The 24,911-nt window shown below is 63.2% G+C and carries 23 protein-coding genes; 5 read left to right on the forward strand and 18 right to left on the reverse strand.

Annotated elements, in window-relative coordinates:
- Window positions 1-56: 56 nt before the first annotated feature.
- On the reverse strand, window positions 57-566 hold the full coding sequence (locus GJ700_RS17005) for an FKBP-type peptidyl-prolyl cis-trans isomerase (protein WP_154375966.1): 510 nt from the start codon (window positions 564-566) through the stop codon (window positions 57-59).
- Between the two features lie 42 nt (window positions 567-608).
- Here GJ700_RS17005 and thpR point away from each other — a divergent pair, with 42 nt between their 5' ends.
- The gene (gene thpR, locus GJ700_RS17010) at window positions 609-1,133 is read left to right on the forward strand and encodes an RNA 2',3'-cyclic phosphodiesterase (protein WP_154375968.1); all 525 of its coding nucleotides are present in this window, start codon (window positions 609-611) and stop codon (window positions 1,131-1,133) included.
- On the opposite strand, the gene tcdA is transcribed toward thpR, so the two are convergent.
- A complete protein-coding gene (gene tcdA / locus GJ700_RS17015) occupies window positions 1,123-2,001 on the reverse strand; it encodes a tRNA cyclic N6-threonylcarbamoyladenosine(37) synthase TcdA (protein WP_154375970.1) in 879 nt (292 codons plus the stop codon). The genes thpR and tcdA overlap by 11 nt on opposite strands.
- A gap of 92 nt (window positions 2,002-2,093) precedes the next feature.
- Between tcdA and pdxH the strand changes: the two genes are divergently transcribed.
- Window positions 2,094-3,281: a pyridoxamine 5'-phosphate oxidase gene (pdxH, locus tag GJ700_RS17020; protein WP_154375972.1), complete on the forward strand. Its 1,188-nt coding sequence runs from the start codon at window positions 2,094-2,096 to the stop codon at window positions 3,279-3,281.
- 81 nt (window positions 3,282-3,362) lie between these two features.
- The gene (locus GJ700_RS17025) at window positions 3,363-4,565 is read left to right on the forward strand and encodes a class I SAM-dependent methyltransferase (RefSeq protein ID WP_154376264.1); all 1,203 of its coding nucleotides are present in this window, start codon (window positions 3,363-3,365) and stop codon (window positions 4,563-4,565) included.
- On the opposite strand, the gene GJ700_RS17030 is transcribed toward GJ700_RS17025, so the two are convergent.
- Genes GJ700_RS17030 through msrA form a run of 3 tightly spaced genes read right to left on the reverse strand, consistent with a single transcriptional unit; the run spans window position 4,529 to window position 8,384 of the window.
- A complete protein-coding gene (locus GJ700_RS17030) occupies window positions 4,529-6,796 on the reverse strand; it encodes an ATP-binding protein (RefSeq protein ID WP_154375974.1) in 2,268 nt (755 codons plus the stop codon). The two genes, GJ700_RS17025 and GJ700_RS17030, sit on opposite strands and share 37 nt — an antisense overlap.
- A 1-nt stretch (window position 6,797) precedes the next feature.
- Window positions 6,798-7,850 (reverse strand): HD domain-containing phosphohydrolase, encoded by a 1,053-nt coding sequence (locus GJ700_RS17035; protein ID WP_154375976.1) that lies wholly within the window; start codon window positions 7,848-7,850, stop codon window positions 6,798-6,800.
- 6 nt (window positions 7,851-7,856) lie between these two features.
- Window positions 7,857-8,384, reverse strand: coding sequence for a peptide-methionine (S)-S-oxide reductase MsrA (gene msrA / locus GJ700_RS17040; RefSeq protein WP_154375978.1), 528 nt, complete (start codon window positions 8,382-8,384; stop codon window positions 7,857-7,859).
- Window positions 8,385-8,493: 109 nt separating this feature from the next.
- Between msrA and GJ700_RS17045 the strand changes: the two genes are divergently transcribed.
- Window positions 8,494-8,997 carry a flavin reductase family protein gene (locus GJ700_RS17045; RefSeq protein ID WP_154375980.1) on the forward strand — a complete coding sequence of 168 codons (504 nt, stop codon included), beginning with the start codon at window positions 8,494-8,496 and terminating at the stop codon, window positions 8,995-8,997.
- Between the two features lie 108 nt (window positions 8,998-9,105).
- A complete protein-coding gene (locus GJ700_RS17050) occupies window positions 9,106-10,290 on the forward strand; it encodes an acyl-CoA dehydrogenase (RefSeq protein ID WP_154375982.1) in 1,185 nt (394 codons plus the stop codon).
- 147 nt (window positions 10,291-10,437) lie between these two features.
- Here the strand turns inward: GJ700_RS17050 and GJ700_RS17055 are convergent, their stop codons facing one another.
- The 13 genes from GJ700_RS17055 to GJ700_RS17115 all read right to left on the reverse strand — a co-directional run bounded on the left by GJ700_RS17055 (window position 10,438) and on the right by GJ700_RS17115 (window position 24,874).
- Window positions 10,438-11,127: an OmpW/AlkL family protein gene (locus GJ700_RS17055; protein ID WP_154375984.1), complete on the reverse strand. Its 690-nt coding sequence runs from the start codon at window positions 11,125-11,127 to the stop codon at window positions 10,438-10,440.
- 33 nt (window positions 11,128-11,160) lie between these two features.
- A complete protein-coding gene (locus GJ700_RS17060) occupies window positions 11,161-12,540 on the reverse strand; it encodes an SGNH/GDSL hydrolase family protein (protein ID WP_154375986.1) in 1,380 nt (459 codons plus the stop codon).
- Between the two features lie 221 nt (window positions 12,541-12,761).
- Window positions 12,762-14,276 carry an alpha/beta hydrolase family protein gene (locus GJ700_RS17065; protein WP_154375988.1) on the reverse strand — a complete coding sequence of 505 codons (1,515 nt, stop codon included), beginning with the start codon at window positions 14,274-14,276 and terminating at the stop codon, window positions 12,762-12,764.
- Between the two features lie 39 nt (window positions 14,277-14,315).
- Window positions 14,316-15,896 (reverse strand): alpha/beta hydrolase family protein, encoded by a 1,581-nt coding sequence (locus tag GJ700_RS17070; protein WP_154375990.1) that lies wholly within the window; start codon window positions 15,894-15,896, stop codon window positions 14,316-14,318.
- A 144-nt stretch (window positions 15,897-16,040) separates the two neighbouring features.
- The gene (locus GJ700_RS17075; protein ID WP_371867996.1) at window positions 16,041-17,174 is read right to left on the reverse strand and encodes an L-threonylcarbamoyladenylate synthase; all 1,134 of its coding nucleotides are present in this window, start codon (window positions 17,172-17,174) and stop codon (window positions 16,041-16,043) included.
- Between the two features lie 8 nt (window positions 17,175-17,182).
- A complete protein-coding gene (locus tag GJ700_RS17080; protein WP_154375992.1) occupies window positions 17,183-18,358 on the reverse strand; it encodes a 5-(carboxyamino)imidazole ribonucleotide synthase in 1,176 nt (391 codons plus the stop codon).
- The gene (gene purE / locus GJ700_RS17085) at window positions 18,355-18,858 is read right to left on the reverse strand and encodes a 5-(carboxyamino)imidazole ribonucleotide mutase (RefSeq protein WP_154375994.1); all 504 of its coding nucleotides are present in this window, start codon (window positions 18,856-18,858) and stop codon (window positions 18,355-18,357) included. The genes GJ700_RS17080 and purE overlap by 4 nt, the downstream gene beginning before the upstream one ends.
- Window positions 18,859-18,860: 2 nt before the next feature.
- Window positions 18,861-19,757, reverse strand: coding sequence for a phosphoribosylaminoimidazolesuccinocarboxamide synthase (locus GJ700_RS17090; RefSeq protein WP_154375996.1), 897 nt, complete (start codon window positions 19,755-19,757; stop codon window positions 18,861-18,863).
- A gap of 108 nt (window positions 19,758-19,865) precedes the next feature.
- The gene (gene fba / locus GJ700_RS17095; RefSeq protein WP_154375999.1) at window positions 19,866-20,930 is read right to left on the reverse strand and encodes a class II fructose-bisphosphate aldolase; all 1,065 of its coding nucleotides are present in this window, start codon (window positions 20,928-20,930) and stop codon (window positions 19,866-19,868) included.
- A 36-nt stretch (window positions 20,931-20,966) separates the two neighbouring features.
- Window positions 20,967-22,415 (reverse strand): pyruvate kinase, encoded by a 1,449-nt coding sequence (pyk, locus tag GJ700_RS17100; protein WP_154376001.1) that lies wholly within the window; start codon window positions 22,413-22,415, stop codon window positions 20,967-20,969.
- 107 nt (window positions 22,416-22,522) lie between these two features.
- Window positions 22,523-23,731 (reverse strand): phosphoglycerate kinase, encoded by a 1,209-nt coding sequence (locus GJ700_RS17105; protein WP_308700688.1) that lies wholly within the window; start codon window positions 23,729-23,731, stop codon window positions 22,523-22,525.
- Between the two features lie 62 nt (window positions 23,732-23,793).
- Window positions 23,794-24,126 carry an AzlD domain-containing protein gene (locus GJ700_RS17110; RefSeq protein ID WP_371867997.1) on the reverse strand — a complete coding sequence of 111 codons (333 nt, stop codon included), beginning with the start codon at window positions 24,124-24,126 and terminating at the stop codon, window positions 23,794-23,796.
- Entirely contained in the window at window positions 24,119-24,874 is a 756-nt protein-coding gene (locus tag GJ700_RS17115) for an AzlC family ABC transporter permease (RefSeq protein WP_154376003.1), read from the reverse strand. Before GJ700_RS17115 ends, GJ700_RS17110 begins: the two co-directional genes overlap by 8 nt.
- Window positions 24,875-24,911: the final 37 nt, after the last annotated feature.

Consider the following 24,911-nt stretch of genomic DNA (forward strand, 5'->3'; position numbering starts at 1 on the left):
CGGACTCCTAACGGGTGGCAGGAGTCCCTAGTCTACGCTTGTTTATCTACAATTGTTTATTTGACTTGAACCAGTTCAACGTCGAAGATCAGCGCGGAATTGGCGGGAATGTCGTTGCCCATCGCGCGCGAGCCGTACGCCAGTTCGGCGGGAATGATCAGCGTACGCTTGCCGCCCACCTTCATGCCCTGCACGCCCTGGTCCCAGCCCTTGATGACCATGCCCCGGCCCACGGTGAATTCCAGCGGTTCGCGGCCCACCGACGAATCGAACTTCTTGCCGCGTTGGTTCTTGGCCAGCGGACGGTACAGCCAGCCCGTGTAATTCACGCGCACGGTGCTGCCCGCCATGGCTTCCTTGCCGGTCCCGACTTTATGGTCCGTGATGATCAACTGGTCCGCCGCCGGGCCTGGCTGGGCGGAACCGGCCACGACGGGCGCATTGGCGGCTGCCGGCGCGGCTTCGGCCTGGGCCACGGGTTGCTCGGTCGGGGTTTGTGGCGCCTGGGCAAAAGCCTGGGTAGCGGCTGCCGCAGCGAAAACGAATGCAAACAAACTACGGGTCATAATGTCAGCGTTCCTTCAAATTAGGGTACATAAGGTGCGCGAATGATATCAAATGACTCACCCGCTGCCGTCAAACGCAAGCTTTTTTTCGCATTGTGGCCCGATCCTGCCACACGTGCCGCCCTGGCCTCGCTATTGCCGCTGGTGCAGGGCCGCCACATCCCGCCGGCCAAGCTGCACCTGACGCTGGCCTTCCTGGGCCAGCAGGAGGAATCGCGCCTGCCCATCCTGCTGGAGATCCTGCGGTGCTTGCCGGTGCCCGCCATGCGCCTGCAAATCGACTGCCTCGGTTATTTCGCCCGGCCCCATATTGCCTGGGCCGGCATGGCGCAGCCGCCGGAGGCGCTGCTGGACATGCAGGCGCAATTGATGGCGGCATTGACGGCGGCCGGCTTCGATCCGGCCACCCACGGCGCGTTCAAGCCCCACATCACGCTGGCGCGCGAGGCAAAGCAGGCGCCGGCGGAGACGGCTTTTGCGCCCGTATCGTGGAACGTGGCGCAAGTGGCGCTGGTGGAATCGGTCATGGCGACCGGCGACTATGTGCCGATCGCCTTCAATCCGTAGGAATCGTCGGGCCGCCCTGCCCGGTTTCAGCCGGTGGCGCCTGCGGCACCGCAGCCGGCGGCGCCACCTGCGCCGCCAGCTTGCGCAGCAAATGCCCGGCCGCCACCATGCCGAACGTGGCCGTCACCACCATCGATGAACCGAAGCCCGCGCAATTGAGTCCCGTGATGCCCGCGCCACGGTCATCGCCGTCGACCGAGCACACTTCGCCCGTCTCGGGATATTGCAGCGGCTCCATGGAAAACACGGCATCCACGTTGAACTTGTTTTTCATGCCGCGCGGGAACCCGTAATCGCTGCGCAAGCGGCGGCGCACTTTCTTCAGCAGCGGTTCCTGCTCCGTCTTGGACAAATCGCGCACTTCGATCTTGGTCGGATCGGTCTGGCCGCCCGCGCTGCCGATGATAATCAGCGGGATTTCTTTCTGGCGGCAATATGCGATCAGCGCCGTCTTGGCCTTGGCGCTGTCGATCGCATCGATCACGTAATCGTAGTTGTGCGCACCGATCATCTCGTCGAGGTTGTCCGGCGTGACGAAATCCTCGACTTGCGTGACACGGCAATACGGGTTGATTTGCGTAATGCGCTCGGCCAGCGCATGGATTTTCGCCTGGCCGATGGTGCCGGTCAGCGCCTGGATCTGGCGGTTGATATTCGATTCGGCCACGTTATCGAGGTCGATCAAGGTCAGGCGGCCGATGGCGCTGCGCGCCAGCGCTTCCACGATCCACGACCCGACGCCGCCGACGCCCACCACGCACACATGGGCGTCGCGGAAACGTTGCAGGGCCGCCTGGCCATACAGGCGGCCTATCCCGCCAAAACGGCGGTCGAAATCAATGTCTTCTGGGTTGGTTAATGCGTTCATCCCGACATTTTAACGGACGCATGCATGGACTATCTTTTAGAATCCGTTTATTACTGTTCCTTGCCATCCACTGCCACGCGAACCACACCACCATGACCACACCCTTGTTCGATACCGCCCCCGATTTCAGCCAGCCCATCGCCGTGCTCAAGCACTGCCACGACCGCATCCGCAAGCAGCTGGCGACCCTGCAAAAGCTGCTGGCGCACCTGCCCGCCCATGGCGCCGATACCGAAGCCCGCCAGGCGGCCCAGGCCGTGCTGAAGTATTTCAGCAACGCGGCGCACCTGCACCACATGGATGAAGAAGAAAACCTGTTACCGATGCTGCAAGCCACCGCGCAAGGCGGCGACGCCACGCTGCTGCACGAACTGGCGCCGCGCATCCTTGCTCAGCACCAGCAAATGGATGGCGATTGGCTTACAATAAAAGCACAGCTTGACAAAATTGCCACAGGAACAGACAGCGCATTGTCCGAAGCGGACGTGCGGCAATTTGTCGATGCCTATACGGCGCACATGGAAGTGGAAGAACAAAACATTGCGCCAATGGCGAAACGCTTGTTCAGCGCGGAACAAATGCGCATCCTGGGCGACGCCATGCAACGGCGGCGCGGCATCCAGCCGGCAACGGCGGTGGGCGGCGTCGATATCGCGGACTTGCGCCTCGATTACGGCCGCGCCAGTCTCGATGAAAGCGACGTGCTGGACCACCCGGTGGACCAGTTCGCCAAGTGGTTCGATGAAGCAATGAAGGCGGAAGTATTCGAAGCCAATACGATGAGCGTGGCAACGGTGGGCCACAACGGCAAACCCAGTTCGCGCATCGTGCTGATCAAGCAATACGATCACCGGGGCTTCACGTGGTACACCAATTACGACAGCCAGAAGGGTCGGCAACTGGCGGAAAACCCGAACGCGGCGCTGCTGTTTTTCTGGCGCGAGCTGGAACGCCAGGTGCGCATCGAAGGTCGCGTGGAAAAAACATCGACAGAGGACAGCGACAAGTATTTCTACAGCCGTCCCGTCAAAAGCCAGCTGGCGGCGGTCGCTTCGCAGCAAAGCGAACCGATTGCCAGCCGGGCGCAAATGGAGACGAATTTCGCGGCCGTGGAAGCGGCCAGCGGCGATCATCCGCAACGTCCGCCTCATTGGGGTGGCTACCGGCTGATCCCGGAGCGCGTGGAATTCTGGCAAGGCCGCGCCTCCCGCTTCCATGACCGCATCGTATTCACGTTGCAGCCGGACGGCAGCTGGACCAAGCAGCGGATTCAACCCTGATCCGCGCCAGCCCTTCCGGCGCCATGACGGAGGGGTGCCGTGTTCTTGCAATCCGTATTTCAATCCCGCATCCAGGCCTGGATGGCGCAAGTGCGGCGGCAAATGGCGCTGCCGCTGCGCATCGAATTGTGGAATGGCCAGCAACTGGATTTTTCCACCGAGGCGCCGCGCGTGACGATCCGCGTGCCGCAGCCATCGGCTGCCCGCTACCTGCTGACGCCGTCGCTGGCCAATCTGGGTTCCGCTTACGTGGAAGGCGCCATCGAAGTGCGGGGCGCGGCGCGCGACATGATTGCCGTCGTCAACGCGCTGGCCCGCACCACCCTGGCGCAGCCGGGCCGCGCCGCCAGCGTGGTGCGCAATTTCGTCCACAGCAAAACCCGCGATGCGGAAGCGATCCGCTACCACTACGACGTCTCCAACGAGTTTTACGCGCAATTCCTCGATCCCGCCATGGTGTACTCGTGCGCTTATTTCGAACGGGGCGATGAAGACCTGGCCACTGCGCAACAGCAGAAAATCGACCATATCCTCACCAAGATCCGCCTGCGGCCGGGCCAGACCCTGCTCGACATCGGCTGTGGCTGGGGCGCGCTGGCGATCCGCGCGGCGCAGCAGTATGGTGCGCGCTGCGTCGGCATCACGCTGTCGGAAAACCAGTATGCGCTGGCGCGGCAGCGGGTCGAACAGGCGGGGCTGGCGCACCTGGTGGAAATCCGCCTGCAGGATTACCGCGACGTGCGCGGCACGTTCGACCGCATCACCAGCGTCGGCATGTTTGAACATGTCGGCAAACGCCATTTGGCGGAATATTTCTCCGCCATGGCGCACCTGCTGGCCGAAGATGGCGTGGCCATGAACCACGGCATCACCAGCACGGACCACGACAACCGCGAAACGCCGTACGGCGGCGGCGAATTCATCGACAAATACGTGTTCCCGCAAGGTGAACTGGTGCACGTGGGCGAAGTATTGAAGGCCATGCAGCAGGGCGGGCTGGAAGCGTACGACATGGAAAACCTGCGCCGCCATTACGCCCGCACCTGTGCGATCTGGACCGACAATGCGGAAGCGCACGCGGACCGCATGCGCGCGCTGGGCGGCGACAAGCGCTACCGCATCTGGCACGTGTACCTGGCGGGATGCAGCTATGCGTTCGACCAGGACTGGATCAGCCTGTACCAGATCGTCTGCGGCAAGGCGGGACGGCATCCACAGGCGTTGCCGTGGTCGCGGCGGTACATGTATCAGCAGGCGTCCAGCCTGGACGAGAGTTCGCGGTAAACTTCCGCCAGCGCCAGTTCCAGCACATCGCTGCCCTCGCTGCCCGACGACAGCCGCTCGGCCGCCGCGATCGCCCGCTGCGCGCCGAAGTTCACCAGCACGCCTTTCAGGCTATGGATGGCGCGGGACGAGCGCTCATGCTCGCCCGCCGCCCGCGCATCGAGCACGTCGCGCCACAGTTGCGGGCCATCCTGCACGAACAGTGCAGCCAGTTCACGCAGTAAATCCTCGTCCCCGTCCAGCCGCAGCAGCGCAGCCTCCCAGTCCAGCACCGGCGCAGCCGGCTGCGCCACATACGGCGCCAGCGCCTGCCGCAAGCGGGCCAGGTCGATGGGTTTCGACAGGTAATCGTCCATGCCCGCTTCCAGGCAATGTTCGCGGTCGCCCGCCATGGCGCGCGCCGTCATGGCAATGATGGGAACGTGGCGCTTGCCGCCATGTTCCCACTGGCGGATATGGCGCGTGGCCGCCAGGCCGTCCAGCACCGGCATTTGCACATCCATCAGCACCACGTCATAGGCGGTACGGGTCGCCTCTTCCAGCGCGGCGACGCCGTTGTCGACCAGCGTGGCGCGGTGGCCCAGCTTTTCCAGCAGGCGCAGTGCGAGTCGCTGGTTGACCGGATTGTCTTCCGCCAGCAGCACGCGCAGGCTGCCGGGCGGCGCGGGTGTGTCCGCCTGCGCGCCGCCCGGCCCCGTCCCCCCCGCCGGCGCAGGCTGGCCCGCCACGTCGCCGCCCACGGCGGAATCCAGGTCGGCCGCCTGTACGCTGGCGGCTCGCAGCGGCGCCACCACCGCCAGGCCCGTATGCCGCAACGGCACCGTGAACGAAAACCGGCTGCGCCGGCCCGGCTCGCTGCTGACGTGCAATTCCCCGTGCATCAGGATCACCAGGCGGCGGCATATCGTCAGTCCCAGCCCGGTGCCGCCAAACTGGCGCGTGGTGGAGCCATCGACTTGTGCGAACGGTTCAAAGATCAATTGCTGCTTGGCCAACGGGATGCCGATGCCGGTGTCGCTCACCGTAAAACAGATGGCGCACTGTTCATCGCCATCCTGTTCCAGCGCCAACGCCACTTCGACATGGCCGCTGGCCGTGAACTTGATGGCGTTGCCGATCAAATTGATCAACACCTGGCGCAGCCGTCCCGGGTCGCCCCGCACATTGCGCGGCAGCGACGCGGGCAGCACGCAGCGCAGCTCCAGCCCTTTCTGGCGCGCCCGCAGCGCCATCACGCGCACCGCGTCGTCGACCATTTGCCGCAACTCGAACGGCACTTCCTCGATATCGAGCTTGCCCGCCTCCACCTTGGAAAAATCCAGGATGCCATCCACGATATTCATCAGCGCTTCGGCCGACGCCTTCACCAGCGCCAGGTCGGCGCGCTGCTCCGGGCTCAGGTCCGACTCCAGCACCAGCTCCGTCATGCCGATGATGCCATTCATCGGCGTGCGGATTTCGTGACTCATGTTGGCCAGGAATTCGCTTTTCGCGCGGCTGGCCGCCTCCGCGGACTCCACGGCGCGCTGCATCGCTTCGCGCGCGGCGCGCTGTTCGCTGATGTCGATGAAATAGCCCAGCATGTATTCATTGCCGCCGCTGCTGATGACACTGCGCGACACCATCACGTCGCGCGGCGGGTCAAAGCCCATCAGGCGCCGTTCGCTGTGCACGATCTGGCCCTGCCACGCCAGCGCATCTTCGCGCCGCGTCGCTTCGGCCCAGCGCGGCGAAGCGATATGTTCGATGGTGCGGCCCAGGATTTCCTCGCGCGTACGCTGCGTGTACTCCTCGAAGCGCTTGTTGAAGCGCAGGTAGTGGCCGGCGCGGTCCTTGAGGAAAATCGGGATCGGCAACTGGTCGAGGATTTGTTCCGTTAATTGCTGGTTATGCACGGCATCGTCTTCGCGGTGCAACTGCAAGTCCTGCAGCAAGGCGGCCAGGCGGCGCGCTTCTTCGCGGCCGCTGCGCGTGCCCAGCCCGTGGCGCGCCGCTTCCTGGTGCAGCAACAGGTTTTCCGCGCGCACCAGCGCCAGCTCCGCCTCCACTTCGCGCAGCCGCGGTTCCAGTCCGGGATCGGCCCGCTCGCCCTCCTGCAACAGCGCCACCAGGCCGTTCGCCAGCGACGTTTCGCCGATGGCCCGCAGCGACGCCAGGCGGTGCGCCATTTCTTCGTCATTGACGGCGCCCAGCGCGCGCCGTATCAGTTTCAGCAGGCGGAAATACTGCATGTCAGGCGCCGCCGGCGGCGTGTTCAGGATCTTCGTAGCGGGCGCGGATCGCCTGCACATCGTCCCAGCGCGCCAGCAAGGCTTCCACGCAGCGGGGATCGAAGTGGCTGCCGCTGTTGTCGAGCAGGTACTGGCGCGCCGCCTCCATGGTCCATGGGCGCTTGTACGGGCGGCGGCTGGTCAGCGCATCGAATACGTCGGCCACGGCGACGATGCGGCCCGCCAGTGGAATCGCGTCGCCCTGCAAGCGGTGCGGATAGCCGGCGCCGTCGTAGCGCTCGTGGTGCGTCAGCGCGATGGCGGCGGCCAGTTGCAGCATGCGCGCCTGGCTGCTTTTCAGGATGTCATAGCCGATTTGCGCGTGCTGGCGCATGACCGCCATTTCCTCGTCATTCAGGCGGCCCGGCTTCAGCAGGATCTGGTCGGGCGTGCCGACCTTGCCCACGTCGTGCATGGGCGCGGCATTGAAGATGTCTTCCTGCTCTTGCGGCGGCAATCCCAGCTGGTCGGCGATCAGGCGCGAATAATGGGCCATGCGCAGGATGTGGGCGCCCGTTTCCGGGTCGCGGTATTCCGATGCGCGCGCCAGCAGCATGATGGTTTCCTGTTCGCGGTCGCGCAATTCCACCGTGGCCTTGGCCACTTCGTCGGCCAGCCAGCTGGCGCGGTGCTGCAAGCCCACCGTGGCGCGCCGCAATTGCAGCATGTTGCGGGTGCGGGCCAGGAATTCGACCTTGTCGATCGGCTTGATCAGGAAATCGCTGGCGCCGTTTTCCAGCGCCCGGTGCCGCACTTCGACATCCATGCTGGCCGTCACCATCAGCACGGGCGGACGTTCGCGCGGATCCCCCTGCAAGCGGGCGATCAATTCCAGCCCGTTCATATCGGGCATCATGTAATCGATGATCAGCAAATCCCACGGGTGGCTGTTGCACCATTCCAGCGCCGGCTGCGCGGCCTGGAATGTCACGGTCTGCACGTCATCGAGCTTGCCGATCAGACGCGACATCAAAACCAGGTTGATGTGCGTGTCGTCGACGATTACGACGTTCATGTGTGGTTATTTGAGCCGGCTGCTGTGCATCTTACGGAACTTGGCGACTTTCGGCTCCACCACGAAAGCGCAATAACCCTGCAGCGGGTGCTGGGCAAAGTAATTCTGGTGATAGTCTTCCGCGCGGTAATACGGCTGCGGCGCCGACAATTCCGTGACGATCGGGGCATCCCACACCGCCGCCATTTCCGCCATCACCTGGCGCGCCGTGGCTTCCTGTTCCGGCGACTGGTAATAAATGACGGAGCGGTACTGGGTGCCGACATCGTTGCCCTGGCGGTTCAGGGTGGTGGGATCGTGGATCGTAAAGAAGATTTCCAGGATGTCGCGGTAGGTGATGACGGCCGGATCGAAGGCCAGTTTCACCACTTCGGCGTGGCCGGTGCCGCCGGTGCAAACCTGTTCATACGTGGGATTTGCCTGCTGCCCGCCCGTATAACCCGATTCCACGGCTGTGACGCCCCGCACCTCCAGGTATACCGCCTCAATACACCAAAAGCAGCCGCCCCCAAGGACAGCGGTTTCCGTGGTCATACAGCCCCCTGTGCAGAGATCACTTTCATAAAGGCTACTGTAACGCAAATGGGGCCAGACTGCATCCCTGCGTTCTTTGGCATAATGGCGGAAAGATACAGGCATTCCTATGAATATAAGCTCCCCCCGCGCCGAGTCGCGCGAATTCGATTCCCTGCATTTCCGGCAGGCGCTGTCGCAATTCGCCACCGGCGTCACAGTCATCACCACGCGCCTCGAAGACGGCAGTTTTCGCGGCTTGACGGCCAGTTCCTTCAATTCCGTATCGCTGGACCCGCCGCTGGTGCTGTGGAGCCTGGGAACGTCCGCCAACAGCCTGCCGATTTTCAGCGGCAATTCGCATTACGTCATCAATGTACTGAATGCGGAACAGGCTCACCTGGCGAAGCTGTTTTCGCGCCGCTCGGACGACCCGTGGGATGGCGTGGAATTTGAATTGTCGCGCACCGGCATGCCGATCCTGAAGGACGCCATCGCGTGGTTCGAATGCCACAACCGCAGCCGCTACCCGGAAGGCGACCACGTGATCTTTGTCGGCGAAGTCGAAGATTGCGCTTTTACGCCCCAATCCCCCCTCATCTTCCATGGCGGACAGTTCGGCAAGCTGAAATAGCCGGGCCGGCGTGTCAAAAACGGAAATTGGTGTCGCCATTTCAAAAGCAGCGCACCAGGCACCGTTCTAGAATGGCGGGATCATCCACCATAACGAGAGACCACTACGATGAGCCAAGCCCGCGCGCAATTCCACTGGGATGATCCCCTGTTGTTGAATAGCCAGCTGAGCGACGACGAGCGCATGGTGCGCGACGCCGCCGCGGCGTATTGCCAGGACAAACTGGCGCCCCGCATCCTGGAAGCCTTCCGCCACGAGCGCATGGATACCAGTATCTTCCGCGAAATGGGCGAACTGGGCCTGCTGGGCCCGACGATTCCGGAACAATATGGCGGTCCCGGCCTGAACTATGTCAGCTATGGCCTGATCGCGCGCGAAGTGGAGCGCGTCGATTCCGGCTACCGCTCGATGATGAGCGTGCAATCGTCGCTGGTCATGGTGCCGATCCATGAATTCGGCACGGAAGCGCAAAAACAGAAATACCTGCCGAAACTGGCCACCGGCGAATGGATCGGCTGCTTCGGCCTGACCGAACCCAACCACGGTTCCGACCCGGGTTCGATGGTGACCCGCGCCCGCAAGGTGGCGGGCGGCTACGAGCTGACCGGCTCGAAAATGTGGATCACCAATTCCCCGGTGGCGGACGTGTTCGTCGTGTGGGCCAAGGATGACGAAGGCGCGATCCGCGGCTTTATCCTGGATAAAGGCATGAAAGGCTTGAGCGCCCCTGCCATCCACGGCAAATTCGGCCTGCGCGCCTCGGTCACGGGCGAAATCGTCATGGATAGCGTGTTCTGCCCTGAAGAAAACGCATTCCCGGACGTGCGCGGCCTGAAAGGCCCGTTCACCTGCCTGAACTCGGCCCGCTACGGCATCGCGTGGGGCGCCATCGGTGCCGCCGAAGATTGCTGGCACACGGCGCGCCAGTACACGCTGGACCGCAGCCAGTTCGGCCGTCCGCTGGCCGCCAACCAGTTGGTGCAAAAGAAACTGGCCGACATGCAGACGGAAATCACGCTGGCACTGCAAGGCTGCCTGCGCCTGGGCCGCATGAAGGATGAAGGCACGGCTGCCGTGGAAATCACGTCGATCATGAAGCGCAATTCCTGCGGCAAGTCGCTGGACATCGCCCGCACTGCCCGCGATATGCTGGGTGGCAACGGCATCTCCGACGAATTCGGCATCGTGCGCCACATGGTGAACCTGGAAGTGGTCAACACGTACGAAGGCACGCACGACATCCACGCCCTGATCCTGGGCCGCGCCATCACGGGCATCCAGGCCTTCCAGTAATCCCGGACGCCTGAAATAAAACGCCGCAAGGGGCAACCCTGCGGCGTTTTTTCTACAGCAAAATCTACTCGACATTTCGGGGCCTGGCCCCAAAAGCACTATCGTTCTTGTTTCCGGTCCCGTCAAACCCGGGACCGGGATGGCTTATCACTTCCAGTTGAAGTGGTGGCCGATCGAGATGGCGACGGCGGTCGGGTCCAGGGCGGCAACCTGGGTCTGGCCCGTCGAATAGCTGACCGAGGTCTTCAGCTTGGTCTTGATCACGCACACGTCAACGAACCAGTCTTGTTTGAACGAAACGGTCGTGCCCAGCTTGTAGCTGAGCGCCACTTTGTCTTTCATCGCGAACGTGACGGGTTTGCCACCCGGGTCCAATACTGCCGTCAACTGGCCGGACCCCGTTTCATTGCGGAACATCGCATAGGTAATGCCCAGCCCCGCGTAAGGGCGGATCATGCTGTTCGGCTGGAATAAATGGTAGTTGATGAACGCCGTCGGCGGCAGCACTTCCGAGGTCGCCATCTTGCCCGCGCCTTCCAGTGCGCCGTCGCCATAAATCTTGTGCTTGTACGGCACGCCCAGATCCAGTTCGGCCGAAATGTTATCGGTCAGCATGCGGCTGAAGGTGACGATAGGCTGCATGTCGTCGCCAATATCGGCCTTACTGTTTGGCAATGCCGGTGCCGTGACAGCCCCACTCTTTACATCCGGCATGAGGTTGTTCAAGCCAACCTTGACCGTCCACTGGCCAGCCGACTGCGCCGATGCAGCGGACGCGGCGCCCAGCGCCGCAGCCAGCGCCAGTAATTTCACTGCGCTATTGATTTGTTTTTTCATTGTGTCTCCAGTATCCGATTGGTGCCGCGCGGCTTACAGCCAGCCCTTGACGATCATTTTTTCCGAAACGAAGCGCGCCAGCAGCCAGTAGTTAAACGGCGTCGGCAACGTCTCATCCGCGAAGGAATAGCGGCCCACATCGCCTGGTTTCAGGTTGTTGAGGTTGCAGGTCAGCGCAATGCCCAGCGGGTTTTTCGCCGGGCTCAGATCGCATGCCGTGTCCTTGACGTTGGTCAAGCCGTATGGCGCAGGATTGGTGGACTGATCGCGGCTGGACGTGAAGACGTCGACCAGCAATACCGTGTCGATACCCGACAAGCCTTTATCCAGTTCGTCATTGAACGCTTTGACCATGGCCACGATCAACGCCTGGTTGGCGCTGGACTGCGCCAGGCCCGATGGCGTGGTGGAGACGTCCGGCAAGTTATTCACGGCCACATATTTGGCGCCGTTCGACAACAATTGGTTCTTGACGATGGCAACCAGTTCCTTGGCAGCGGTGGCCATGGCCACCACTTGCTCCGCCGAATGCGCGGCAGCGTAATCGTTACCCGCCTTGGTGCCGGCCGCCGTCGCGTCGGCCTGGGCCTTGACCACCATCGGGCCATACACGGCCGGCGACGCCACCGCGGTATTGCCCGCCTTGACGGCTGCCGTTACCGCCGCAGCCACCACCGATGCGTCGGTCTTGCCGGGATTGGCCGACTCCGCCGCCATCGCCAGGCCGATCGCTTGCGCCGCCGTTTGCGGGTTGGTGGTGCCGGCAGCCAGTTGGCTGATCAGGCTGTTGGCAAAGGCGGTGGTGCCGGCCGAAGTGCCCGCGGCCGTTGCGGCAGCCGACAGTGCGCCCAGGTTAAACACCAGGTCACTGGCGCCCGCCATCACGAAGACGATTTCATCCCCCTTGAATTTGCCGCCAACGGCAGCCAGGTGGTTTTTCACTTGCTGGGCAACGGGCACCGTCAGCAAGCCCAGTGCGCTGCCTGTCAATTTATTGCCGGGGCCGACCGGATTGGAGACACGGGCGCCGCCCTGTCCATAACCGTAGCAACCCGCGTACGTGGTGACCGGCACTTTGAAGCCCTTGGCGGCATCGCCGTCCAGGCCCGTCATCGCGGCGCATGGCGCCGGCAAGCCAAATTGGGCAGCCATGTGTTCGAGCCAGATCTTGCCGGAGAATTCAGGGCCGGTGCCCGAGGTGCCATTGATGATGTATTTGCCGCCACCGAGCGCCTTGACGCCACCGACCGCATAGGTGCCGACGTCATTCAAGCTGTCGCCGAAGGAGACTTGCGATGCGAATTTGACTTTGAGGGTTTGATCACCGGCGCTGGGCTTGCCGCTGTTGCCGCTGCAACCGGCCAGAACGGCCGCCATGGCCATGACTGCGAACGCAATTTTCGTTTGTCGCATTGTGTCTCCTTTTGAGAATTATTCTACTAATCGAACGTACGTGCTATTAGGCAATCCGCGTAATATGCCAGCCGCTCCCGTCCTTGTATAGGGCAATTTTGTAAATTACCTAACTAACCGAGGGCGTATTCTAACGACTGGTTTACGTACACGGAAGCAATTCCGGACATGCAGACAAAACCACTCCAAATCCACGCCCGGGGGGATATGCAAATTGCTGCTTACCGGGCACGGAAGAAGTCCCGTGCCGCGCGCAGGCAAAACGGTGCAACCAATCCCGCGTGGTACGCGTCCCTGACCGCGGCATCACCGGAACCGCCGGTGACAGCGGCGTTGATCCTGACCGCGCTCTTGGCGGCCAGGAATCCCAGTTTGACCTGGGCGTAGTCATCGCCCAGGCCAGGTGTACTGTCGACATTGACCACGTGCAGCGCGGCGCCGGTCTTGTGGGCGCGGTAATAGTCACCGGCCGCCGTGGTGTTGTAAAACGGGACGACCGGATCGCTATCACCGCCGCACAGCAGCAGCGGCGCGGTCGGCCCATAGCTGCGCAAATCATTACGCAGCAGCCATTTGCGCAACGGTTGCACGGGCGCGCAGGCCAATGGCGCTTCCGCCGTGGCGTTGCACGGATTGTTGCGCATGTCGGCCGTGACGCTGTCGCGGTAAGCGGTGCGCACCAGGTTGTTATCGCCGAAGAATGATTCAAAGCCGGCCGTTTGCGGCACGGAATTGCCGGCAAACAGGGCCTTTTCAGGCAGGCGGCCGGACGACGCCAGTTCGCCCAGCGATTGCGTGCCCGGCAACAGGGTCTCAATGCCGTTGGCATAGCGGCTTTCATACATGTCCACCGAGCTCGCGTAGACACCCGCATTGGCGCGCTGGGCGGCCGTCGTCAGCATCGGCAGGAAGGCGGTGGCGCCCGTCGTCGGAGCGCCGCCAAACATGGTTTCGCCAAACTTCAGCAGCGCGTACGGGCCGGACAAACCGGCCGCCCCCGCCACGGAAAACTCCGTCGGATAGCGCAATTGCATGGCGCGCTGCGTCGCCACCGCCACGTGGCCGCCCTGCGAATAGCCGGTGACGTACAGTTTCGATGCGCCCAGTACTTGCGCATACGCCTTGCGCGCCGCACGCAGCCCGTCGATCATGTCGGCCGCCTGCTGTTCCGCATCGAGGTAAGCGTGGTACGGCAGCGACGAGCCGGCATAACCGGCGTAATTCGGCGCCACCACGATAAAGCCCTGCGCGGCAAAAATGCCCGCCACCAGGCGCGCTTCGGTGCCCGCCAGGTTGGCCATGTCATACGATTTCAAGGGCGACGTGCCGTGCGCATACAGCAGCACGGGACGGGAACCGGTGCAGGCGGGATCCGTGCCCGACGGCAGGTAGACGGCCGCCGACGCTTCCGTGGCTTCATAGGCGGAACCCACGGTGTTGTAGCGCACCGTCTGTACCGACACGGCGCACACCGGCGTACTGGTGATGCCGCTGGCGCCGTATTGGGCGCTGTCCAGCATTTGCTTGAATTGCTGCGGCTCCAGCGTGTTGACGGCGACACCATTGACCATGATCGGGACGGCGGCCGGGCTGCCGACGAGCGAACCGCGCTGCGGCGCCGGCGGTTCCGGCAAGATCACGACGCCGCCGCTGCTGGGTGTATTGTTACTGCCACCGCTGCCGCCACCGCAGGCCGTCAGCGCCAACGTGGCTAGCAACGTGAATGTGTACCGCATGTACTGCTCCCGATTAGACAATCGGGTCAGAATAGCAGACTAGGGGCTTGCAGAATTGAAAAAGTCGCGCGCAGTCATCAGGCAAAAGCTGGCGGCCAGCCGACTGTGGTAACGGTCAGACACCGCCTTGCCAGGATCATTACCCTTCTTGGCAGCATCCTGCGCCAGCACTTGCAATTCGTGGGCAAAACCCTGCTTTTGCGCGAGATAAGCGTCTTGCGGCTGGATGGTTTCCAGGTCGACCAGCACGGCACGCGCGCCATGGCCGTTGAAATACGCGGCGGCGCTTTCCGCGTTGGAAAACGGCACCACGGGATCGCGTGCGCCGCCGCACAGCAGCAGCGGGGTTTGTGGCACGTAACTGCGCAAGTCGTTTTTCACCATCCATTTGCGCAAGCCGTGTTCCGGCGCACAGGCCAGCGGTTCGGCCGCATCGCTGCGGCAGGGGTGCGCCGCCATGTCCTGCAGATACGCGTTGCGGTAACTGGTACGCACCAGGTTGCGGTCGGCAAAGAACGCGGATGCATCGGCTGCCTGGGGCTGCGAATCGTGGGCGAACAGCGCGCCTTTCGGCAACTTTCCCTTGTTGACCAGGTCGTCCAGTTTGATTTTGGTGGGCAACAGCGATTCGATGCCTTCCGCATAACGGGCTTCATATAAATCCTCCGGCGCCGCATACAGCGCGGCGCCTGCGCGCTGGCCGGACGTGGTCAGCAGCGGCAGGTACGACGTCACGCCCGTGCTGGGCCGGCCGCTGAAGATGTCGTCCGCCATCTGCGCCAATGCATAAGGGCCGGACAGCCCGGCCGCCGCCGTCACCTTGAATTCGTCGGCGTGGTATTGCTGGATCGCGCGCTGCGTGGCCAGCGCCACGAAGCCCCCTTGCGAATACCCCGTCAAAAACAGCCGCTGCGAGACCTCCAAGCCCAGCACGCCATACGCGGCGCGGGCGGCGCGCAGCGCGTCGACCATGTCGGCCGATTGCTGGTCCGCGTTCAGGTAGGGGTGATACGGCAGCGACGACACGCCATACCCGGCGTAGTCCGGCGCCACCACGACATAACCCTGCGCGACAAACATGGCGGCCACCAGCCGCGCTTCGCCATTCAGGCGCGCCATGCTGAAGGTTTTGTCCAGCACCGTGCCGTGCGCATACAGCATGACGGGACGGGGGCCGTTGCAGGCCGGATCCTTGCCGGACGGCGCCATGATGACGGCGCCCGCATCCGTCGGCTCGCCCTGCCCGCCCACGGTCTGGTAACGCAAGCTGTGGATGGAAATCGTGCAGCGGGGTTCGCCCGTGATTTTCAGCAAGCCGTCGCGCCGCTTCAGCACGGAGCGCAGCATCGAGGGCTCCAGCTTGTCGATGGTGTCGGTCACGACGTCGATCGGCACCAAGGTGGGGCCGGCCAGCAACGCGCCGCGCGCGGGCGCCTGGCGCGCCAGTTGGGCCACCACCGTGCCTGCCGCGGCCGATGCGCTGCCGCCCGTCATGGCGGGCGCATAGGCGGGCGCGGTAATGATGGCGGCGGGGGCATCGGAAAGATCGGACGGGCGCTCAGCGGCGCCGGCGGCCATTGCTGCATTGGCAAGGACAAATGCACACAAGCGTAAGACCATGGCTGGCCTCCCTATTCTTGTTATGCGCGCCGGCCGGAAACCGGCGTGGCCCCCTGTTCAAGGGTGCCACTCAACAATACCAGAATACACGCAATTTGCGCGGGCGCGCAGTGTGCGTGAGCGCACACTGCGGTGGATTTACCGTCAGCCTTGCAACAGCCTGCCGACCAGGCCTGTCGCGCCAAAGGCGGCGCGGCGCAGCCGGTCGTTCACGCCCAGCCACGCATCGGTTTGCGGCGGCGCTTCCACCAGGATCAGTTGCGCATCGCTCTGGTCCATGGCGCGCAGCGCCGCATACAGGCCGTAGGCATAGCCGGGGGCGTCGGACGGCATGTGCTGGTGCGCGGCGAACGCACCGGCCGGCAGCGCGCCGTTATCGCAATAATGGATAACCGCCGCCTTGTGGCCCCTGGCGGCCAGCCGCGCCAGCACGTCCGGCAGTTGCCCGGCGTCGACCAGCGCCACCGGCGCCTTCGGCGCATAGTGCGATTCCAGCGTGCCGGAAGCGCGGGGCGCGCTCTGGTCCGGCAAGTTCGGCATCACGCCGATCACGTCGCAGATATCCTGCGCGCCGATATGGCCGGGACGCAGCAGCACGGGGCCGTGCGTGGCCAGCCGCGACAAGTCGAGGATGGTCGATTCGATGCCGACCTGGCTGGAACCGCCATCGAGCACGGCCACGCGCAGGCTGCGCGCGGTGTCGAATACTTTCGCGTCAGGATCGTCCATGCGCGCCGTGATCATGGCCGCCACCGCGTGCGCGGCGGTTTCCGCCATGCCGGCCGCATCCAGCACGTCCGGGCCGAATTCATCGCGCACGTGCTGCGCGGTGGTCGGGCTGACATTGCCGAACTTGTTGGCCGACGGCGCCGCCACGCCACCCTTGCCGCCTTTGAAGGCCGACAGCAGGGCAATCGCGACCGGGTGCGAGGGGCAGCGCAAACCCACCGTATCCTGGCCGCCGGACACGGCGTCGGGAATGCGCGGATGGCGCTTCAGGATCAGCGTCAGCGGGCCGGGCCAGAAGGCGTCGACCAGCCGGCGCGCCACCTCGGGGATATCCGTGACCCAGTAATCGAGGTCGGCGCCAGGCGCCACGTGCACGATCACCGGATGGTCATTGGGACGGCCTTTGGCGGCATAAATACGCGCCACGGCAGCGGGATTTTCCGCGTCCGCACCGAGGCCGTACACGGTCTCGGTGGGGAACGCCACCAGGCCGCCGGATTCGAGAATCGCGGCAGCCTGGCCCAGCACTTTGTGGTCGATGTCGCTCACTGCATGACTCACGCAGGAATGCCCAGGATAGCGCAGGCGGCGTGCAACTGGCGCTGCGCATCGGCCAGGGTGGCGCCGATGAACGTGATGTGGCCCATCTTGCGGCCACGGCGCGGATCTTCCTTGCCATACAGGTGCAGGCAGGCGCCCGGCAAGCCCAGCACCTTGTCCCAGGCTGGCATGCGGGGGATATCGCTGCCGTCTTCGAACCACACGTCGCCGAGGATGTTGAGCATCACGGCCGGCGAATGCTGGCGCACGTCGCCCAGCGGCAAACGCGCCATGGCGCGCACCTGCTGTGCGAACTGGCTGGTCACGCATGCATCGATCGTGTAATGGCCGCTGTTGTGGGGACGCGGCGCCATTTCATTGACCACCAGCGTGCCGTCCGTCAGCACGAAGAATTCGATGCACAGCACGCCGACGTAACCCAGTTCGGCCACGATGGCGGTGGCCGCATCCTGCGCCGCCTTGGCGCATTGCGCGGACACGTTCGGGCCCGGCACCGTGGTGGTGAACAGGATGCCGTCGCGGTGCACGTTTTCCGCGATCGGATACACGACCGATGCGCCATCGGCGCCGCGCGCCGTCAGCACCGACACTTCATAGGCCAGCGGCAGCATTTTCTCCAGCAGGCAGGTGACCTTGCCCATGGCTTCAAATGCATTGCGCACGTCGTCGCGCGATTTCACGCGCACCTGGCCCTTGCCGTCGTAACCCATGCGCACGGTTTTCAGAATACCGGGCAGCAAGTCGTCGCTGATCGCATCGATATCGTCCTGCGACGCGATCACCTTGTGCGGCGCCGGCATCACGCCGGATTTCGGCGCGCAGCCGACAAAGAAACGTTTCTCGGCAATCCGGTCCTGCGCCACCGACACGCCATGGGCGTTCGGCGCGACAAACACGGTTTGCGCGAGGCGCGACAGCGAGTCGGCCGGCACGTTTTCAAATTCGGTGGTGACGGCCACGCATTGTTTGGCCAGTTCGTCGAGGCCGCTGGCGTCGCTGTAACCGGCGTTGACCAAACGCTGCGCAACCTGCCCGGCCGGGCAATCGGCGGCAGGTTCCAGCACGGCCACCTGGTAACCCATGCTTTGCGCGGCTTGCGCAAACATGCGGCCCAGCTGGCCGCCGCCCATCACACCCAGCCAGCTGGGTGGGTTGTTTACCGTATCACTCATTCATTCACCGGCAACGTCATCGCTTGCGCGGCAGCGGTCTGCGTCGCGCGGAATTCCAGCAGCTTGGCGGCCAGCGCATCGTCCGTGGTGGCGATGATGGCGACGGCCGTCAGCGCCGCGTTGGCGGCGCCCGCTTCGCCGATGGCGAAGGTCGACACCGGCACGCCTTTCGGCATTTGCACGATCGACAACAGCGAATCTTCGCCGCGCAGGTATTTCGACGGCACCGGCACGCCCAGCACCGGCACGATGGTCATGGCGGCCACCATGCCTGGCAAGTGGGCGGCGCCGCCGGCGCCGGCGATGATGGCGCGCAGGCCGCGCTCGCGGGCGCTTTTCGCGTACGCATACATTTCGTCCGGCATGCGGTGCGCGGAAATCACTTGCGCTTCAAACGGGACGCCGAACTGCTTGAGGATGTTGGTGGCATTTTGCATCACATCCCAGTCCGACGACGAGCCCATGATGACGCCGACCAGCGGCTTGTTTTGGTCGCTCATGCTCATACCTTCAGCTTTTCGCCGGTCAGGCGTTCGATGGCTTCAAAGTACTTGGCCTGGGTCTTGTTGATCACGTCGGCCGGCAGCGCCGGCGCCGGTGCGGTCTTGCCCCAGTCGGTCAGCGTTTCCAGGTAATCGCGCACGAATTGCTTGTCGAACGATGGCGGCGACATGCCTGGCGCATACGAATCGGCGGGCCAGAAGCGCGACGAATCGGCCGTCAGCACTTCATCCATCAGGTGCATCACGCCGTTTTCATCGAGGCCGAATTCGAACTTGGTGTCGGCAATGATGATGCCCTTGGTGGCGGCGTATTCCGAAGCCGCCTTGTACAGCGCGATCGAGACGTCGCGCATTTTCGCGGCCAGCTCGGCGCCGATACGGCTTTCCATTTCAGCAAAGCTGATGTTTTCATCATGCTCGCCCAGGTCCGCCTTGGCAGCCGGGGTGAACAGGGGCTCAGGCAGCTTCTCGGCCTGTTGCAGGCCTTCCGGCAGCTTGATGCCGCAGATGCTGCCCGTGGCCTGGTAATCCTTCCAGCCCGAACCGATGATGTAGCCGCGCACCACGGCTTCCACCATGATCGGCTTCAGGCGCTTGGCCACCACGGCGCGGCCCTTTACCTGCTCCACTTCGTCCGCCGCCACCACCGACTCCGGCGCCACGCCGGTCAGGTGGTTCGGTACGATATGGCCCAGTTTCTCGAACCAGAAATCGCTCATCTGGTTCAGCACCATGCCCTTGCCGGGAATCGGTTCGTTCATGACGACGTCGAAAGCGGACAGGCGGTCGGTGGTGACGATCAGGATCTTGTCGTCGCCTACGGCGTAGTTGTCACGGACTTTGCCGTGACCCAGCAATGGCAGGGACTTGATGGAGGATTGGTAAAGGCTGTTCATAGCGGAGGGGATTTGTAGATATGCAAAACCGGCGCAGCCGAAAAGCCCGCCGGTTGGAAAGAATCAGGCTGTGGAACGGGCTTGTGGTGAGCCCGTCCAAACAGAATTTTACTTCACAATCTGGGCCAGCGAGCCGGCCTTGTAACGCTCTGCCATTTTTTCCAGCGGCAGCGGCTTGATCTTGCCAGCCTGGCCTTCGCAGCCGAATGCCAGCAGGCGGGCCTTGACGATTTCTTCAGCGGCGGCACGGGCCGGCTTCAGGTAATCGCGCGGGTCGAATTTCGATGGGTTTTCGAACATGAATTTACGGATCGCAGCGGTCATCGCCAGGCGGATGTCGGTGTCGATGTTGATCTTGCGAACGCCGTGACGGATGCCTTCCTGGATTTCTTCGACTGGCACGCCATAGGTCTCTTTCATGTCACCGCCGAATTCGCGGATGATGGCCAGCAGTTCCTGCGGCACCGACGACGAACCGTGCATCACCAGGTGGGTGTTCGGGATACGTGCGTGGATTTCCTTGATGCGGTCGATTGCCAGGATGTCTCCGGTTGGCTTGCGGGTGAACTTGTAGGCGCCGTGCGAGGTGCCGATGGCGATCGCCAGCGCGTCGCACTGGGTCTTTTCCACGAAGTCGGCAGCCTGGGCCACGTCGGTCAGCAGTTGTTCGCGGGTCATGGTGCCGTCGGCGCCGTGGCCGTCTTCCTTGTCGCCCTTCATGGTTTCCAGCGAACCCAGCACGCCCAGTTCCGCTTCCACCGTCACGCCGATGGCATGCGAGAACTTCACCACTTCACGGGACACGTCGACGTTGTATTCGTACGAAGCCACCGATTTGCCGTCCGCTTCCAGCGAACCGTCCATCATCACGGACGTGAAGCCCGAGCGGATCGCAGCCATGCAGACTGCCGGCGACTGGCCGTGGTCCTGGTGCATGACGACAGGGATGTGCGGGTAAGCTTCCACCGCGGCGTCGATCAGGTGGCGCAGGAACGCTTCACCGGCGTATTTGCGGGCGCCGGCCGACGCTTGCATGATCACCGGGCTGTTCAGCGCATCGGCTGCCGCCATGATGGCTTGCACTTGTTCCAGGTTGTTGACGTTAAAGGCTGGGATGCCATAGCCGTTTTCTGCGGCATGGTCCAGCAGCTGGCGCATGGATACGAGGGACATGGTAAGACTCCAATAACAATAATAAAAAAGAAATTCTTAGCTGAATTCACCGACCTTCACGATCTTCAGGGCATTGGTGCCCCCCACCTGGCCCATGGGTTCACCCCATGTGACGACGATCATGTCGCCCTTGCGGACGATGCCATACTCCACCAGCAGCTCTTCTGCTTCGCGCAGCACGACCGCGCTGTCGGTGCCCTGCTGCAACTGGTAAGCGCGCACGTTGCGGTACAGCGACGCCTTGCGCGCCGTGGTCACGCTCGGCGTCAGCGCGAAAATCGGGGTATCGATGCTGTGACGGCTCATCCACAGTGCGGTCGAGCCGGATTCCGTCAGCGCCACGATGGCTTTCACGCGCAAGTGGTGCGCCGTGAACAGGGCGCCGTACGCGATCGACTGGTCGATCCGGGTAAACGTCACGTTGAGGAAGTCGGCGTCGAGCTTGTTGTACTCGGACTGTTCCGCTTCCACGCAAATGGCCGCCATCATTTCGACGGTTTCAATCGGGTATTTGCCGGCCGCCGTTTCCGCGGACGCCATCACGGCATCCGTGCCATCGAGCACGGCATTGGCCACGTCCGACACTTCGGCGCGGGTCGGCACCGCATTGACGATCATCGACTCCATCATCTGGGTCGCCGTGATCGCCAGCTTGTTGGCTTCGCGCGCCATCTTGATCATGCGCTTTTGCAGCGCCGGCACGGCGGCGTTGCCCACTTCCACGGCGAGGTCGCCGCGCGCCACCATGATGCCGTCCGATGCGCCCAGGATTTCAGCCAGCGCGGGAATCGCTTCCGCGCGCTCGATCTTGGCGATCATCATCGGTTTGTGGCGGTACGGTTCGCCGGCGATATTGGCCAGTTGGCGCGCCATCGCCATGTCGGTGGCGTTTTTCGGGAACGAGATGGCCAGGTAATCGGCCTGGAAGCTCATCGCGGTCTTGATGTCTTCCATGTCCTTGGCCGTCAGCGCCGGCGCCGTCAGGCCGCCGCCCTGGCGGTTGATGCCTTTATTGTTCGACAGTTCGCCGCCGATTTTCACGGTGGTGTGGATTTCGCTGCCCACCACGCGCACCACGGTCAGCACGATCAAGCCATCGTTCAGCAGCAGGGTGTCGCCCGGATGCACGTCGGACGGCAGCGCCTTGTAGTCGAGGCCGACCTTTTCCTGGTTGCCCAGCTCGCCGTTTTCACCCCATTTCGCGTCCAGGATGAACGCATCGCCATTGGCCAGTTCGATCTTGCCGTTTTCGAATTTGCCGATGCGGATCTTTGGTCCCTGCATGTCCGCCATGATCGCCACTTCGCGCCCGCATTCGGCGGCGGCGCGGCGCACCAGCGTCGCGCGGTCGATATGGTCTTGCGCTTTACCGTGCGAGAAATTCAGGCGCACGACATCGACGCCGGCCCGGATCATTTTGCACAAGACATCGAAGTCGGTGGAAGCTGGGCCGATGGTGGCGACGATTTTAGTACCGCGGGACATAGGATAGAGCTCCTTGTTGGACGTAGGGCGGGTTTTACAAACCCGCCGTGCATGCGTTACGGTGACGCGGTGGCGGGTTTGTAAAACCCGCCCTACGGAATCCAGCGTTACTTGGTGTAGCGCTGGGTCAGGATTTCCACGGCTGGCAGAATCTTGCCTTCCAGGAACTCCAGGAAAGCGCCGCCACCGGTAGAGATATAACCAATTTTATCGGCAATGTCATATTTTGCAATCGCCGCCAGCGTATCACCGCCACCGGCGATCGAATATGCTTTGGAGTCGGCAATCGCCAGCGCCAGCGTCTTCGTACCTTCGCCGAACTGGTCGAATTCAAACACGCCGACCGGGCCATTCCACACCACGGTGCCGGCTGCGGCGATTTTCTCCGCCAGCAGTTTGGCCGTTTGCGGGCCGATATCCAGAATCATGTCGTCATCCGCCACGTCCGCCACGGCTTTCACGGTGGCGACGGCGGTCGGCGCGAATTCCTTGGCGCACACGACGTCCACAGGAATCGGCACTTCCGCGCCGCGCTTGGCCATGATCTCGATGATGGCTTTGGCTTCATCCAGCAAGTCGTTTTCCACCAGCGACTTGCCAATGTTCAGGCCGGAAGCCTTCATGAAGGTGTTGGCAATGCCGCCGCCGACGATCAGGCCGTCGACTTTTTCCGACAGCGCTTTCAGGATCGACAGCTTGGACGAGACTTTGGAACCGGCCACGATGGCCAGCAGCGGACGGGCTGGCGCGCCCAGCGCCTTGCCCAGCGCATCCAGTTCGGCGGCCAGCAGCGGGCCGGCGGCCGCGACTGGCGCGAATTTCGCGATGCCGTGCGTCGAGGCTTCCGCGCGGTGCGCGGTGCCGAACGCGTCGTTGACGTACACGTCGCACAGCTTGGCCATTTTCTGGGCCAGTTCATCCGAATTCTTCTTTTCGCCCTTGTTGACGCGGACGTTTTCCAGCAAGACCACCTGGCCGTTTTGCAGGTTGTCCAGGCCGGCGCCCTCCACCCAGTTCTGCTTCAGTTCCACCGGCTGGCCCAGCAGCTCGGACAGGCGCTTGGCGACCGGCGCCAGGCTGTCTTCCGCCTTGAACTCGCCTTCGGTCGGGCGGCCCAGGTGCGACGTCACCATGACTTTGGCGCCCGCATCCAGCGCGGCGCGGATGGCCGGTACGGAAGCGCGAACGCGGGTGTCTTCGGTGATGTTGCCGGCGTCATCTTGCGGCACGTTCAGATCGGCGCGGATGAAAACGCGTTTTCCTTGCAGTTGTGGGAGCAGGTCTTGCAGGCGGGTGAAATTCAGGACAGCTTGCATGGCTAGGCTAGGGCAAAATGTTGGAAAGCCGCTATTCTACCGCAATGCAGCACCTGATTCGTTTAAAAAACGTGCAACAGCCTGAGCGCTGTGAAGAACGCCATACCGAAAATGATGGTTTCCAGCATGTTGCGCCGTAGTATATAAAACACAACAGAAACCAGCGCCGACACGAGTTTCGGGTTGCTGTATTCGAAATGCACGTGCCCCGCCGGGTCGAGCAGCAAATCCGGCGCGACGATGGCGGCCAGCGCGCATGCCGGTGCATAGCGCAGCACCTCATGGACCCGTTTCGGGATCGTGATATGGTGGCCCACCAGCCAGAACGACGCGCGGGTGGCGCCCGTGGCCACGGCCAGCGCCACGATGGTCAGCCAGATTTCCCAGTCAGCCACGCAGCTTTCCTTTCAACTTATCCGATAACTCTTCCGCCGCCATGGCGGACACCATGCCCACCAGCACCGCCGCCAGCAAACCCAGCTTATAGGGCAGCGCATGACCCCACACAGCCACGGTCCCCGCCACCAGCACGCCCACCAGCGCGGGCCGGTTGGCGATCAGCGGCACCAGGATGCACATGATGGCCAGGGTGCCGGCAAAGCCCAGTCCCCACTCGGCCGGCACGGCGCTGCCGGCAAAAATGCCGGCAATCGAACCGATTTGCCATGCCGCCCAGTTTGGGTACATCAAGCCTTTCAAGTATGACAACTTGCCGCGCTGCGGTTCTTCGGAAGGATAGCGCTGCAGGAACAAGGCCGACGTCATGTCGCCGGACGCGTAGCCCAGCAGGAAACGTTGACGTAACGGCAAATGCTGGAAATGCGGGGCCAGCAGGACGGAAAAAATCACGAAGCGCAGGTTGACGGCAATCGCCGTGCAAAACACCACCCACACCGGGGCGCCGGAAGCGATCAGCGGCAGCGCCGCCAGTTGCGCGGAACCGGCAAACGCCAGGAAAGTCATCCCCAGGGCCTGGGCCACCGTCAGTCCGCTCTTGACCATGGCCACGCCCACGACCAATCCCCAGGCGCCGATGCCGAACAGGGTCGGCATGCCATCTTTCAGCCCGTCGCGCCAGGCGGCTTCATCGTGGGAATCAATAACAGGAGGGTGCGGCGGCGGCTCGCGGTGTGGTTCGTTCATGTCGGAAGTGCCGGAATCAGCCGCTATTCTACCGATG

Source organism: Pseudoduganella rivuli, assembly GCF_009674485.1.
GTDB lineage: Bacteria > Pseudomonadota > Gammaproteobacteria > Burkholderiales > Burkholderiaceae_D > Rugamonas > Rugamonas rivuli_B.

Bases quoted from the DNA above. Each gene is read 5' to 3' on its own strand.
- GJ700_RS17005 (WP_154375966.1), bottom strand. From the start codon at position 566: ATGACCCGTAGTTTGTTTGCATTCGTTTTCGCTGCGGCAGCCGCTACC.
- thpR (WP_154375968.1), top strand. From the start codon at position 609: ATGATATCAAATGACTCACCCGCTGCCGTCAAACGCAAGCTTTTTTTC.
- tcdA (WP_154375970.1), bottom strand. From the start codon at position 2,001: ATGAACGCATTAACCAACCCAGAAGACATTGATTTCGACCGCCGTTTT.
- pdxH (WP_154375972.1), top strand. From the start codon at position 2,094: ATGACCACACCCTTGTTCGATACCGCCCCCGATTTCAGCCAGCCCATC.
- GJ700_RS17025 (WP_154376264.1), top strand. From the start codon at position 3,363: ATGGCGCAAGTGCGGCGGCAAATGGCGCTGCCGCTGCGCATCGAATTG.
- GJ700_RS17030 (WP_154375974.1), bottom strand. From the start codon at position 6,796: ATGCAGTATTTCCGCCTGCTGAAACTGATACGGCGCGCGCTGGGCGCC.
- GJ700_RS17035 (WP_154375976.1), bottom strand. From the start codon at position 7,850: ATGAACGTCGTAATCGTCGACGACACGCACATCAACCTGGTTTTGATG.
- msrA (WP_154375978.1), bottom strand. From the start codon at position 8,384: ATGACCACGGAAACCGCTGTCCTTGGGGGCGGCTGCTTTTGGTGTATT.
- GJ700_RS17045 (WP_154375980.1), top strand. From the start codon at position 8,494: ATGAATATAAGCTCCCCCCGCGCCGAGTCGCGCGAATTCGATTCCCTG.
- GJ700_RS17050 (WP_154375982.1), top strand. From the start codon at position 9,106: ATGAGCCAAGCCCGCGCGCAATTCCACTGGGATGATCCCCTGTTGTTG.
- GJ700_RS17055 (WP_154375984.1), bottom strand. From the start codon at position 11,127: ATGAAAAAACAAATCAATAGCGCAGTGAAATTACTGGCGCTGGCTGCG.
- GJ700_RS17060 (WP_154375986.1), bottom strand. From the start codon at position 12,540: ATGCGACAAACGAAAATTGCGTTCGCAGTCATGGCCATGGCGGCCGTT.
- GJ700_RS17065 (WP_154375988.1), bottom strand. From the start codon at position 14,276: ATGCGGTACACATTCACGTTGCTAGCCACGTTGGCGCTGACGGCCTGC.
- GJ700_RS17070 (WP_154375990.1), bottom strand. From the start codon at position 15,896: ATGGTCTTACGCTTGTGTGCATTTGTCCTTGCCAATGCAGCAATGGCC.
- GJ700_RS17080 (WP_154375992.1), bottom strand. From the start codon at position 18,358: ATGAGTGATACGGTAAACAACCCACCCAGCTGGCTGGGTGTGATGGGC.
- purE (WP_154375994.1), bottom strand. From the start codon at position 18,858: ATGAGCGACCAAAACAAGCCGCTGGTCGGCGTCATCATGGGCTCGTCG.
- GJ700_RS17090 (WP_154375996.1), bottom strand. From the start codon at position 19,757: ATGAACAGCCTTTACCAATCCTCCATCAAGTCCCTGCCATTGCTGGGT.
- fba (WP_154375999.1), bottom strand. From the start codon at position 20,930: ATGTCCCTCGTATCCATGCGCCAGCTGCTGGACCATGCCGCAGAAAAC.
- pyk (WP_154376001.1), bottom strand. From the start codon at position 22,415: ATGTCCCGCGGTACTAAAATCGTCGCCACCATCGGCCCAGCTTCCACC.
- GJ700_RS17105 (WP_308700688.1), bottom strand. From the start codon at position 23,731: ATGCAAGCTGTCCTGAATTTCACCCGCCTGCAAGACCTGCTCCCACAA.
- GJ700_RS17115 (WP_154376003.1), bottom strand. From the start codon at position 24,874: ATGAACGAACCACACCGCGAGCCGCCGCCGCACCCTCCTGTTATTGAT.